Here is a 12,259-nt window from a genome sequence, read left to right as displayed (position 1 = left end):
GGTGGCCATGCCGCGGCGCCAGGGGGAGGGCGGTCCCGGACTCGGATCGGCGCCGTACGCGAACGATACGGAGCATGCGGTCAATACGGGCAAGTTCCGCATTCGCCGTATACCTGCGATATCTGCGGGGCATCACTCAGCAACAGGGACGGATACGCCGAGAACGCAAGCAGTCACTGGGGGTAATGTCATGGCCGCTAGGCCGCTTGTGGCGCGGCAGCCGAACGAACGGTTGCAGGCGCTCATCCAGGAAGCCGGCTGCTCCAACGCCGGGTTGGCGCGCAGGGTCAATATGTGCGGCGCCGAGCACGGTCTCGATCTGCGGTACGACAAGACGTCCGTTGCCCGTTGGCTGCGCGGTCAGCAGCCGCGGGGCCGGGCGCCGGGCATCATCGCCGAGGCGCTCGGCCGCAAGCTCGGCCGTACCGTCACGATCGACGAGATCGGCATGGCCAACGGCAAGAACCTCGCCTCCGGGGTCGGTCTCCAGTTCTCGCCCACCGTCCTCGGCGCGATAGAGCAGGTCTGCGAGTTGTGGCGCAGCGATGTGGGGCGCCGCGACTTCCTCAGCGGCTCGACGGTCGCCGCCTCCGCGCTGGTCGAGCCCAGCCGCGACTGGCTGATCACCGGTGCCGACGCCCAGGTGGCGCGCACCGCGGGCGCCCGGGTGGGGCGGTCCGACGTCGCGGCGGTGCGGGCCACCACGGACGCGCTCGTCGACCTGGACCACCGCTACGGCAGCGGCCATGTGCGACCCGTCGTCGTCCACTATCTGAACAGTGTGGTCTCCGGGCTGCTGGCCGGCTCGTACACCGAGGCGGTCGGGCGCGAACTGTTCGCGGCCGTCGCGCGGTTGACGGAGCTGGCGGGCTATATGGCGGTCGACACCGGGCAGTCCGGTCTCGCCCAGCGCTACTACATCCAGGCGCTGCGGCTCGCCCAGGCCGCCGGGGACCGGGGCTACGGCGGCTATGTGCTCGCCGCGAGCATGAGCCATCTCGCCGCCCAGCTGGGCAATCCCCGGGAGATCGCCCAGCTGGCGAAGGCCGCGCAGGAGGGCGCGCGGGGCCAGGTGCCGCCGCGTGCCGAATCGATGTTCCTGGCGGCCGAGGCGCGCGGCCACGCCCTGATGGGGGACGCGCGGGCCTGCCAGTCCGCGGCCGGGCGGGCGCTGGACGCCATGGAGCGGGCGGTGGGCAGCGGTTCGGGCTCGGCCACGGGCGACGAACCCGACTGGATCCGCCACTTCGGCCATGCCTATCTCGCCGATGAACTGGCCCACTGTCACCGCGACCTGGGCCAGGCCGAGCAGGCCGGGCGGCGCGCCGAGGAGGCCCTGGAGGGCCTTCCGGAGGGGCGGGTGCGGCGGCGGGCGATCGGGCTGCTGCTGCTGGCCACCGCGCATGTGCAGCAGCGCGAGGTGGAGCAGGCGTGCCATGTGGGCACCCAGGCGGTGGATCTGCTGGGCACGCTGCGCTCCAACCGGGGCGCGGAGTATCTGGACGACTTCCAGCAGCGCCTGGAGCCGTACCGGGACGAGCCGGTGGTGCGGGAGTTCGGGGCGCGGCTCCAGGTGCAGGTGGCCTGATGCCCGTGTGGTGAGACATGGGTGTTGTGGAGTGTGTTGTGTTGTGTTTACTCCGGGTACGGACGGGGTTCATATCGCCCCTGATCGTGGTGATGTGCCCTATGTCGCGGTGACCAGTCTCTCTCCGTCCCGGTGGGCTCATGGGCACCGCGCCCTCTGGGGAACCGGTAGCGTGACCCGACGATTCCGTCGTTCCGTATAACCAAGGAGTCCCGGTGACGCAGAGCGGTCAGGGGAATGAGCCGCGGCTTCCCGCGGTCCCGCCCGCGCAGCCTGTGCGCGAGGGGGTTGTGCTCCCCGCCCACGGGGACCACAGGCCCTCGGACGCCCAACAGGGAGCCCCGGCCGGGGGCCAGGCGTGGGGGCAGCCTTGGGGGCCGCAGAGCGCTCCGGAACCGCAGCAGCAGGGCGAACTGCCGCCGCCGGGTGAGTTCGGCGCGCCGCCGTCGCAGGGGGAACTGCCCCCGCGGGCCGAGTTCGGCGCCCCGCCGCCGCCCGAGGCGCAGCCGTACGGGCAGCAGCAGGACTGGACGCCCCCGGAGAGACCGGCCCAGCCGCCGCACAGCGCTCAGCCGCCGCACAACGTCCCGGCGCCGTACCAGCCCCAGCCGCTGCCGTACCAGGCCGCCGACGAGACCCAGGTGATGCCGCCGCAGCCCGCCGGGGACGCGGACGCGACCCAGGTCATACCCCCGGTCCCGGGTGAGGCCCCGCCGCCCCTGGACACCCCCACCACCACGCTCGCCCCGGTCAAGAGCGCGCCGCTGCCGCCCGAGAACCGGCCCGAGTCACCGGCCGAGTCCACCACCCAGCTGCGCGCCGTCCGCCCCGGCCGCCGGGGCGCCCACCGCCAGCAGCCCCCCGCGGCAGCGGCCGCGGAGGAGACCGCGGTGCTCCCGCCCACGCCCGCCGCGCCCGCCGCGCCCGCGCCGATTCCGCAGCGGCCCGGCAGCGCCCCGTACGCGATCCGTCCCGGCCTTCCCGGGGACCGGCCGCCGCCCTCGGAGTTCGACGGTCTGTTCCGCGACGCCGGCGGTGCCGGTGGCGCCGATGAGACACAGCAGCTTCCGCAGTTCGGCCCGGACGTTCCGCAACCGCCGTCCGGCGGCCGTGGTGACGGCGGTCATGGCGGCGGTGGCCGGCGCCGGATGTCGCGAGGCATGATCATCGGCGTCGTGGTGGTGGCGAGCTGCGCCGTCGCCGGACTCGCCGCGGGAGCCGTGCTCAGTATGGGCGGTGACGACGGCGGTAAGGACAACTCGACGCTGAGCAGCGCCTCGCCGAGCGCCGCGGAGTCCTCCAAGGCCGCCGACCCCGTCGAGACGCAGGCGAAGGCGCTGGACGCGCTGCTCGCGGACAGCAACAACAGCCGGTCTGCGGTGATCAAGGCCGTGGACAACATCAAGTCCTGCAAGGACCTGACCACGGCGGCATCCGATCTGCGGACCGCCGCGGGCCAGCGCAATGACCTGGTGACCCGGCTGGGCAAGCTGTCGGTGGACAAGCTGCCCGACCACGCGCGGCTGACCGCGTCGCTCACCAGGGCGTGGAAGTCCTCGGCCAGGGCCGACAACGAGTACGCGGCCTGGGCCGACCAGGTCGGCGGCAAGAAGGGCTGCCCCAAGGGCAAGGCCCGCCGTTCGCCCCGGGTCGGGGCGGCCGAGCGGGCCAGTGGCGAGGCGACCCGGGCCAAGAAGACGGCCTCGGGGCTGTGGAACCCGATCGCCTCCCAGTACGGCCTCACCTCGCGCCAGGCCACCGACCTGTGACCGGGGCCACTCACCTGTGACCGGGCGGCCGGGGGCGGTGCCGCCGTTCCCCGGCCGACCCGTGGTCCGCGGTCGATCCTCGGCTCAGTCCGCCGGGTGGTAGCGCTCCAGGATCTTGGACACGTTGACGAAGCCCTTGCGCACCGCCACCAGCCGGCCGTCGCGCACCATCTGGTAGGTGACGTCCGCGTTGACGATCCGCGAGTAGTTGGGCACGTGCAGCGTGTCGTCGTAGCCCCAGCGCAGCGTGGGCGTCAGCCCGCCGGTGTTGACCGCGTGGCCGTTGTCCAGCGCGTTGCGCACGGTGCGGGCGCTGATGTCGTCGGCGTGCAGGGACATCAGCACCGAGCGCAGCACCGTGTAGCCGATCCAGGTGGTCTGCGTCCCGGGGTCGTCCGGGTCGATGCGGTTGTCGTCGAAGGCGTACTTGTTGATGACCTTCTTCATGGGGTTCCAGCGCGGATCGTCCCCGGCCGGGTACCAGCCGGTGGCGTAGGTGCCCTCCAGGGGGCTGGAGGTGCCGCCGGTGGAGTCGATCAGGGATTGCCGGACGCCGCCGAGGATGGAGGCTATCCGCACCCTGGGATGGTTCTCCTGGACCCGGCGGAAGGAGTCGAAGAAGGTGCCGGTGCGGTTGCCGAGCGCCGCGGTGACGCAGGAGTTGTCCAGGGCCGCGCCCTGGCCGGCGCCGCCGAGGGAGCTGTCGGCGCCGACGCCCTCCAGGGCCGTGGTGGCCTGCTTGCTGTAGTCGCCCGCGCCCTCGGGGGCGCGGACGTCATGGGCGTCGGCGCGATTGCCCGCCCTGAGGCCGGTGTTGAGGAGCTGGGGGAGTTCGTCGCCCGCGATGGTGTCGGGGCGCACCAGCGCGGTGCGCGCGCAGCGGGAGGCCAGCTGGCGCCCGTTGCCCACCAGCAGGGCCGCCTGGCCGCCGTTGACCGGGTAGGAGTACGGGCTGTCGAACTCCTCCTGCGTCAGCCCGTAGCCGCCTATGTAGGGGATGCCGGCGACCTCCAGCGGGGAGATGAAGGACCGGCCGTACTGGCTGTACGAGCCGACCACCGCGACGGCCTTGTCCTCCTTGGCCCGCTGGGCGCAGCCGGCGGCCTGGACGGCGTCGTTGCGCTCGTTGCAGGTGACGACCTCGAGCTTGCGGCCGTGAATGCCGCCGGAGTCGTTGACCCAGCGGGCAAATGCCTTCGCCATGGCGGGCATTCCCGGCATATTGGTCGCTTTGGTGCCCTCTGGGGCCCAGGTCATGACGGTGATGGGGTCGCTGTCGCTCTTGTTCGACAGCACCGCGCCGCAGCCGGACAGCAGCGACGCGCCGACCGCCGTACACAGTGCCGCCACGGCGGCTCGGAAGGGGCGGGAGGAGGGGCGTCGCCGTCCGGTCATGGCAAGCGAGCTTGGTGCTTCGCGAGGAACGCAGCCGCTATGACAAGACAAGGGATGGCGACGTAGAGGTGAACAGCGGGGGCTGATCCGTCTCTATGTGTGAAGAACGTACGATCAGTGACTGTGCAAGGTTCGGAGAAGTCTTCCCGTCGTGCCCGTCGCTCGACCACCATGGGGGCCATGCCTGCCAACGACATGCCTTGGTGGCGCTGGCGCACCAATGTGCGCTCGGCGCTGCATATGCTCTCGGACCCCGTATTCCAGCAGGAGTGCTGGCTGGCCGGCCAGCCTGGGTACGGGGATGTGACGGACGCCGTCTACCGGCTGGTCGAGGACACCTGGCTGGACAACTGGTCCGCCGAGAAGTACGTCGGCACGATCTTCCGTGACTCGCAGGAGGCGGCGCTGGTCGATGTCGCCGTGCTGCGGGTGCTGAGGATCATGCACCAGGCGGGCGCGGACGCCCCCGTCTCGGCGTACCTCGAGCACCATGGCTGGCCGGAGGCCGTACGGGCGGCCCGCGAGGCCCATGTGCGGCTGGCCACCAACGACGGCGAGGATCCGGACACCCCACCGCGCACCCTCGAAGTACTGGCGATCATGACGCAGGCGGTCTGAACGACGTCCGCGGGCGTGGGCGCCGTCGCGGGTGTGGGACGCTATGGAGTCATGAGCGAGTCGCATCCCGTCCCCGACCAGTACATCCTGACGCTGTCCTGCCCGGACAAGCAGGGGATCGTGCACGCCGTGTCGAGCTATCTGTTCATGACCGGCTGCAACATCGAGGACAGTCAGCAGTTCGGGGACCGTGACACGGGACTCTTCTTCATGCGGGTGGCCTTCCGGGCCGTCTCGCCGGTGAAGGTGGCGGATCTGCGGGCCAGCTTCGCGGCGGTCGGCGAGTCCTTCCGGATGGACTGGGAGATCCATCGCGCCGACGAGAAGATGCGCATCCTGCTCATGGTCAGCAAGTTCGGGCACTGCCTGAACGATCTTCTCTTCCGGTCGCGGATCGGCGCGCTGCCGGTCGAGATCGCCGCGGTGGTCTCCAACCACACCGACTTCCGGGAGCTGGTGGGCTCCTACGGGATTCCGTTCCACCACATCCCCGTGACGAAGGACACCAAGCGGGAGGCCGAGGCCCGGCTGCTGGACCTGGTGCGCGCGGAGCATGTGGAACTGGTGGTGCTGGCCCGCTATATGCAGGTGCTCTCCGACGACCTGTGCAAGGAGCTGTCGGGCCGGATCATCAACATCCACCACAGCTTCCTGCCGAGCTTCAAGGGCGCCAAGCCGTACCACCAGGCGCATGCGCGCGGGGTCAAGCTGATCGGGGCCACCGCCCACTATGTGACCGCCGATCTGGACGAGGGCCCGATCATCGAGCAGGAGGTCGAGCGCGTCGGCCATGGGCTCACCCCGGACCAGCTGGTGGCGGTCGGCCGCGATGTGGAGTGCCAGGCGCTGGCCCGCGCCGTGAAGTGGCACAGCGAGCGCCGGGTGCTGCTCAACGGGCACCGTACGGTCGTCTTCGACTGACGACTCGGCGAGTCGACGACTCGGGGGGACTCGGGGAACTCGCTCAGAGGCGGGACAGGGACGCTGTGGCGAAGAGCACATCCCGGATCGCCTCGGTGTCCCCGGACAGGCCCGCCGCCGCCTCCTGCGGCGGCACATGCCCGGACGCCAGCAGATAGAACGCCTCCTGGTCCAGCGCGATCGTCGCCACCGCCTCCTCCGGCGCGGCCGTCGCCGCCGGGGAGTCCAGCGGGATGTACCAGTCGCCGCCGCCCGTGCCCTCCACCTGGAGATGGAGCGTACGGCCCGGGGTGCCCGCCTCGACCAGCCGGCGGGGCGGGGCCGCGAGCCCGGCCCGGCGCCGCTCGGCCAGCGTCCCCGGAAGCAGCCGGGCACACAGGTCGATCATGGCCTTGAGATGGGCCGAGGCCGGTGGTTCATAGGGGTAGTCGATGGCCTCGGCGATGTCCCCGGCGTGCACCCAGCACTCCAGGGCACGGTCGAGGAACGCGTCGCGGATCGGCAGCGCGAAGTCCCCGTACTCCACATCGAGCTCGGCGACCCCGCGGCCGGCGAAGGACACCGTACGGACCAGGGCATGGCCCTGCTCGCGCCACAACTCCCGTACCGCCCCGGGCGGACCGGCCCCGTACGCGGCGCCGGGCTCGTGGTGCCAGTACGCCTCCGTACGGGCCAGGGGTGAGCCGGGGGCGGCGGCGCCCATCGGGTCCGGGAGGCCGAGGGAGGCGGCGACGATGCCGTCCACGACCATCAGATGGCCGATCACCCCGGCGACGGTGGTGTCCCGGCCGGTGAGCCGTCGCCCGTCGAACCACTTGAGCCGCACCGGCGCACGCCACTCGGCCTCGCCCATGTCGCGCAGCAGCGCGTCCAGCCGGGCGGCCTCGGCGTCGTAGGCACCGGCCCAGCCGGGCATGGGTATCCGGGCCGGGCGGCGGCCCAGACAGCCCGCGAGCACCCGGGAGCGCAGCATCGGGTCGAGGTCCAGGCTGTGCTCGGTGTGCAGCAGCCCGACGGCGTCACGCAGCCGCAGCGCCTCCTCGGCGCAGGAGGGGCAGTGGTTGAGATGCGCCTCGACGGCGGAGGTCTCCTCCTGCGAGCACGCGGTGAGCGCCCAGGCGCCGAGCAGCGAGCGGAGCAGATCGTGCGAGAGCGGATGGGCCGCGGAGGGGGTGGGCGCCGCCAGGGGCGGGGCCGGTGGGGCGGGCGCGGCCGGTGGCATGGGCGGGGCCGGTGGGGCGCCCGTGACCGCGGGCGCGGGCAGTGCCGCGGAGGCGGGTGGTGCCGGGGAGGCGGGTGGTTCCGGGGCCGGACGCGGCTCTGGGCGCGGCTCTGGGCCCGGCTCCGGTTCCGGTTCTGGTTCCAGGCGCGGATCCGTTTCCGTTTCCGTTTCCGGATTCGCTTCCGGGGCGGGGTCCGGGGTCGGTTCCGGTTCGGGGCCCAGGGCTGGCTCCGGCTTATGGTCCGGGCGCGGCGCCGGTTTCGGTGTCGCTTCCGGTTCGGAGCCCGCGGCGGGTTCCGATTCGGGGGCCGGATCGGGTTCCGGTCCCGGTCCCGGATCGGGCTCCGGTCCGGGCTTCGGTGTCCGTTCCGCCGCTGCCTTGTTCACGCGTGCCTCGTCCGCCCGTGTCTCGTCCGCCGTCGGCGGGCGCGGGGCGGGGATGCCGCCGTCCAGGGCGCCCGGCCAGTGGCCGCTGTCCTCGGCGGCCGACCGCGGCGGCGGTATGCGTGGTGGCCCGGCGGGGTGGGACGGCGGATCCGCGTCGCCGCCCCGTCCGGGCCCGTCTCTTCCGTCCCCGGAGCCGCCGGAGCCCTCGTCGTAGGCGTCGTCGTACGGGTCCGGCCCGCCGCGCCCGGTCACAGCGCCCGCCCGTAGCCGGGAGGCGAGACCGTGCGGGGCGGCTGGACATGGGCCGTGGACAGCAGCTGGAGGCCCAGCCGGAGGCGGCGCCTGGCCTCGTCCTCGGTCACCCCGAGGGCGGCCGCGGCCTGCCGGTAGTCGCGGCGGTCGAAGTAGGCGAGTTCCAGGGCGGCGCGCAGCGGGGCGGGCATCGACGTGACGATGTAGTCGGCGCGGGCGGCCACGGACGCCTCGCGGATCCGCTCCTCCAGGGCATCGCCCGTGAGGGTGTCCCCGCAGGCCGAGGCGGTCTGCGACGCGCGTAGCCGGTGCACCGCCTGACGCTGGGTGAGCATGGCGATCCAGGCGCGCAGCGAGCCCTGCTGGGGGTCGTACGCGTCCGGGTTCTCCCAGACGTAGCCGAAGACTTCCCGGGTGACGCGGTCGGCACCGGTGTCGTCCTCGAGGACCCGATGCGCCAAAGTGTGGACAAGCGAGGCGAAACGGTCATAGAGCTCGGCGAGTGCGGCCGCTTCGCCGCGTGCCAGCCGCTGTTGCATCCTGCGGTCCCAGCGGGGCGGTGCGTCGTTCGTCATGCGGCCCCCAATCCCGAGTTGTCCGGCCGGCCCTCCAGGCACTATGCCCACGTTCATATCGAATGTAATGCCGGTGGCTCTCACAACACGCGTCCATCAGGCAAAGTGCGTGAGAACGTGGCTGCGCATGGTATGGGGACGGTCGCTTTGCGCAGGATCGGGGAGACGAAACGCTTCGGCCCGGCATAGGGTCGTCCCTCAAGGCGTATGCCTGGGGGAGTTTCATGCGCGGACGGGCGGGCAGCCGCCCGGGAACAGCAAATTCCGGTTAGCGGCGAGCGAAGGGCTTCGGGCGCGTGACGTTGAAGGTGATGGAGGACCGGCGGGGGGAGTGGGTCGTTCTCCAGGTCTCGGGAGAAATGGACCTGGTGACCTCGCCCGCAGTCCGGCAGCACGTCCACGACGCGGTCGCCGAGGGCCGCCATTGGCTGGTTCTGGATCTCTCGGAGGTCCGGTTCTGCGACTCCAGCGGGGTCGGTGTACTGATCGCGGCGCGTCGGCTGATGCGGTCGTGCTCGGGCCGGCTGCGGCTGATCCTGCCGCCGCAGGACGCCGCGCACGGTTCGCATGTGCACCGGGTGCTGGCGGCCCTGGGAGTGCGGCGGCTGTTCGACGTCTACCCCGATCTGGGGGCGGCCACGGAGCTGGACGAGGACGGCGAGGACGCGGTCGACTCCCTGTCGGCCTGAGCGCTCCGCTGGAAGTGCCCTGACCTGCCGTCGATCGTCCGCGGCGCCGTCGTGGCTGGTCGCCCACGCGGCGGAGCCGCATATCGACACAGCCGCGGCGGAGCCGCATATCGACACAGCCCACGCTCCTTCGGGGCGCCACCGAACCGCAGCCGACTTCCACCGATCCGCCCAGGGCGCCCGGACGTCGGCCCAGGGCGCCCGGAGGCGTCCATCCGCCCAGGGGCGTCCGTACGCCCGCGGAGGTGCCCAGGGCGCCACGCGGCCCGTTCATGCCGCCGGGCCCGTGACGCGCGGGGTCTGGGGGAAGTCGGCCCGTACGACGAAGCCGCCCTCCTCCGTGGGCCCGGCCTCCAGCGTGCCGCCCAGCAACTGTGCGCGCTCCCGCAGCCCGACCAGACCGTGACCGCCGCCCGGCAGCCCAGGGGCCACGGCGGAGGCGTCGGGCGGGCCGTTGCGCACCTCGACCCGCAGGCCCCGCGTCTCCTCCGCCGCGTGAGCCGTCCCGGGCGCCGCGTGAGCCGCCCCCGGTGCCGTCTGATGTGCCGCTCCCCGGACCGCCCCGGGCGCCGTCTTGTGTGCCGCTCCCCGGGCCGCCCCGGGTGCCGCCTCCTGAGCCGTTCCCCGAACCTCCTCGCGATCCCCTCCCGGGCCGTCCGCCGCCTCCGGTCCCTCCGCCTGCGCGTCGTTGACCCGTACCGTCACCCGCGCCCCCGGCGCGTGCTTGCGGACGTTGGTGAGCGCCTCCTGGACGATGCGGAAGGCGGCACGTTCCACCGCCTCCGAGTGGCCCGGCCGCTGGGTCGCGCTGTCCGTCTCGAAGCTGACGTCCAGCGCGCTGAGTTCGATCAGCCGGGGCAGGTCGGCCAGCCGGGGCTGCGGGGTCAGCTCCTCGTGGTCGCCGCCCGCCGCGCGCAGGATGCCGACCATATGGCGGAGTTCGTCCAGGGTCCGCACGGACAGCTCGCGGATGGTCCGCGCGCCCTCCCGCGCCTTCGCGTCCTCCGCGCTGATCTGCACCGCACCGGCCTGGAGGCTGATGAGGCTGACCTGATGGGCGACCACGTCGTGCATCTCGCGGGCGAGCCGGGCGCGTTCGGTGGACAGCACCTGCTCGGCGATCAGCTCGTCCGCGCGGCGGCGGCTGCGGGTCAGGTCCTCGATCCGGGCGGCGAGTTCCCCGCGCGTACGCACCAGGAGGCCCAGCGCGATGGGCCCCACCGAGGTCACACACGCGTCGATCAGCGTGAGGGTGTTCTCCCGGTACGCGGTCGGCTCGAAGTCGGAGACCGGCCAGGGGATGAAGTGCGCGGCGGCCAGCAGCAGCGCGGAGACCCCCAGCAGCCGCCGGTCGGGGCGGAGCCGGGCCACCGTGTAGAGGGCGATCATCGGCGCGAACCAGACGTAGCCGATGAGGATCCCCGGCAGCGTCACCAGGAAGACCAGCGCGGGCAGTTTCCGGCGCACCAGCAGCGCGGCCGCCGCCACCAGCGAGACGTTGAGCTCGAGGCCGAAGGTGACGCCGTTGACGAGCAGCGCGTCGGCGACCGCGAGCAGGACGGGGACGATCAGCGAGCCCCAGCGCATGACTCGCTGCGGCGGCCGCCGCCGGAAGACCGGGGCGGACGGCGGCGAGGAGAGGGAGGAGGCGGGCGCGGGCGCGGACGACGCGGCCGGGGACGCACCGGGCGCACCGGGCGCACCGGGCGTACCAGGCGCACTGGGCGCGCCCTGTGTGTCCGGCGTGCCGGGGGACGGACTCCGGGGCGGAGGCAGCGGGGAGACGGTCATCGGGGGCCACCTATCGGCGGACGGCTGGTGACGAGCCCGGCGCGGTCGGCGACGATCGCCGCCTGGACGCGGTTGAGCCCGCCCAGCTTGCCGAGCACCGCCCGTACATGGTCCTTGACGGTGCTGGGCGCCAGCCCCATCCGCTCGGCGATCTGCGGATTGGCGAGCCCCTCGCCCAGCAGCGTCAGCACCTCGCGCTCGCGCGGGGTGAGCGCCTCGACGGCCTCGGCGGCCGTCGCCTCCGCCTCGGCGGCGAGATAGCCGCCGATCACGGCGCGGGTGACGGCCGGGTCGAGCACGCTGCCGCCCTCGGCGAGCGTGCGCACGGCCCGTACGAGCTGCTCCGGATCGGTGTCCTTGAGGAGGAAGCCCGCGGCTCCGGCGCGCAGCGCGGCCGCCAGGTACTCCTGGACGTCGAAGGTCGTCAGCATCGCCACGGCGGGGGAGGCGGGCGCGGCCCGCAACTGTCTGAGGACGCTGAGCCCGTCGGCGTCCGGCATCCGGATGTCGAGCAGCACCACATCGGCCTTGCTGCCCAGCACCGTGTCCACCGCGGAGGCTCCGGAACATTCGGCGACCACCTCGATGTCCGGGGCCGTGCCCAGGATCAGTCGCAGACCGGATCGTACGAGCGCCTCGTCGTCCACCACAGCCACACGGATCACCGGCCGCTCCCTTGCCTCAGCTGTCATGCCCATTGCCCGGACAGCCTGCCTCATCGGAGAGCGAATATGGAGTGGTTGGCTCCGTCAGTGGGCGGGAACACCCCCGCCGGTCGGAGGGGGTGACGGCAGACCAATGGTGGATTTCCCCGGCGGCTCCCGGCAGGCAGAGTGGATGTCAAGCCGCATCACCCCGTGGGGTCGTCCCGAACCCCAGCCCCGTGACCGCGCCGGAGTGCCTCCCGATGCGCGATCGGCGGACACGGCAGCGGGGCGTTGCCGCGGTCAGGCCGCCGCGACCCCCACACGCGGCGGCCTGTTCATCTCTCCGACCGCCTGCCGTGCGGTGCGCCCCGACCAGGCGCCCGGCCCGGCGACCCAGGCGCCGGC

At 72.8% G+C, this 12,259-nt stretch carries 10 protein-coding genes; 5 read left to right on the top strand and 5 right to left on the bottom strand.

Annotated features, from left to right (window positions below; genetic code table 11):
* Positions 1–190: 190 nt before the first annotated feature.
* Together KHP12_RS24220 and KHP12_RS24215 are read left to right on the top strand one after the other, a co-directional pair.
* Positions 191–1,588 (top strand): NsdA family TPR-like regulatory protein, encoded by a 1,398-nt coding sequence (locus KHP12_RS24220; protein ID WP_211833721.1) that lies wholly within the window; start codon positions 191–193, stop codon positions 1,586–1,588.
* 215 nt (positions 1,589–1,803) lie between these two features.
* On the top strand, positions 1,804–3,357 hold the full coding sequence (locus tag KHP12_RS24215; protein ID WP_210609431.1) for a hypothetical protein: 1,554 nt from the start codon (positions 1,804–1,806) through the stop codon (positions 3,355–3,357).
* 84 nt (positions 3,358–3,441) lie between these two features.
* Here KHP12_RS24215 and KHP12_RS24210 read toward each other — a convergent pair whose 3' ends face one another.
* Positions 3,442–4,752: an ABC transporter substrate-binding protein gene (locus tag KHP12_RS24210; protein ID WP_086886162.1), complete on the bottom strand. Its 1,311-nt coding sequence runs from the start codon at positions 4,750–4,752 to the stop codon at positions 3,442–3,444.
* Positions 4,753–4,923: 171 nt separating this feature from the next.
* Between KHP12_RS24210 and KHP12_RS24205 the strand changes: the two genes are divergently transcribed.
* Together KHP12_RS24205 and purU are read left to right on the top strand one after the other, a co-directional pair.
* Positions 4,924–5,370, top strand: a complete 447-nt coding sequence (locus tag KHP12_RS24205; RefSeq protein WP_037958333.1) for an SCO4402 family protein — start codon at positions 4,924–4,926, stop codon at positions 5,368–5,370.
* 51 nt (positions 5,371–5,421) lie between these two features.
* Entirely contained in the window at positions 5,422–6,291 is an 870-nt protein-coding gene (purU, locus tag KHP12_RS24200) for a formyltetrahydrofolate deformylase (protein WP_086886272.1), read from the top strand.
* Between the two features lie 43 nt (positions 6,292–6,334).
* Here purU and KHP12_RS24195 read toward each other — a convergent pair whose 3' ends face one another.
* The gene (locus tag KHP12_RS24195) at positions 6,335–7,657 is read right to left on the bottom strand and encodes a zf-HC2 domain-containing protein (protein ID WP_245010779.1); all 1,323 of its coding nucleotides are present in this window, start codon (positions 7,655–7,657) and stop codon (positions 6,335–6,337) included.
* Positions 7,658–8,148: 491 nt separating this feature from the next.
* Positions 8,149–8,727, bottom strand: a complete 579-nt coding sequence (locus KHP12_RS24190; protein ID WP_086883240.1) for a sigma-70 family RNA polymerase sigma factor — start codon at positions 8,725–8,727, stop codon at positions 8,149–8,151.
* Between the two features lie 311 nt (positions 8,728–9,038).
* Here KHP12_RS24190 and KHP12_RS24185 point away from each other — a divergent pair, with 311 nt between their 5' ends.
* Entirely contained in the window at positions 9,039–9,416 is a 378-nt protein-coding gene (locus KHP12_RS24185; RefSeq protein WP_086883239.1) for an STAS domain-containing protein, read from the top strand.
* A gap of 270 nt (positions 9,417–9,686) precedes the next feature.
* Here KHP12_RS24185 and KHP12_RS24180 read toward each other — a convergent pair whose 3' ends face one another.
* Together KHP12_RS24180 and KHP12_RS24175 are read right to left on the bottom strand one after the other, a co-directional pair.
* Positions 9,687–11,003 (bottom strand): histidine kinase, encoded by a 1,317-nt coding sequence (locus KHP12_RS24180; protein WP_086883238.1) that lies wholly within the window; start codon positions 11,001–11,003, stop codon positions 9,687–9,689.
* A gap of 200 nt (positions 11,004–11,203) precedes the next feature.
* Entirely contained in the window at positions 11,204–11,872 is a 669-nt protein-coding gene (locus KHP12_RS24175) for a response regulator (RefSeq protein WP_086883237.1), read from the bottom strand.
* Between the last annotated feature and the right edge of the window lie 387 nt (positions 11,873–12,259).

Source organism: Streptomyces asiaticus, assembly GCF_018138715.1.
Lineage (GTDB): Bacteria > Actinomycetota > Actinomycetes > Streptomycetales > Streptomycetaceae > Streptomyces > Streptomyces asiaticus.
This window is presented reverse-complemented; position numbering and strand designations above follow the sequence as displayed.

Excerpts from the sequence above, each read along its gene's own strand:
- KHP12_RS24220 (WP_211833721.1), top strand. The coding sequence starts at position 191 with ATGGCCGCTAGGCCGCTTGTGGCGCGGCAGCCGAACGAACGGTTGCAG.
- KHP12_RS24210 (WP_086886162.1), bottom strand. The coding sequence starts at position 4,752 with ATGACCGGACGGCGACGCCCCTCCTCCCGCCCCTTCCGAGCCGCCGTG.
- KHP12_RS24205 (WP_037958333.1), top strand. The coding sequence starts at position 4,924 with ATGGGGGCCATGCCTGCCAACGACATGCCTTGGTGGCGCTGGCGCACC.
- purU (WP_086886272.1), top strand. The coding sequence starts at position 5,422 with ATGAGCGAGTCGCATCCCGTCCCCGACCAGTACATCCTGACGCTGTCC.
- KHP12_RS24190 (WP_086883240.1), bottom strand. The coding sequence starts at position 8,727 with ATGACGAACGACGCACCGCCCCGCTGGGACCGCAGGATGCAACAGCGG.
- KHP12_RS24185 (WP_086883239.1), top strand. The coding sequence starts at position 9,039 with ATGGAGGACCGGCGGGGGGAGTGGGTCGTTCTCCAGGTCTCGGGAGAA.
- KHP12_RS24180 (WP_086883238.1), bottom strand. The coding sequence starts at position 11,003 with ATGCGCTGGGGCTCGCTGATCGTCCCCGTCCTGCTCGCGGTCGCCGAC.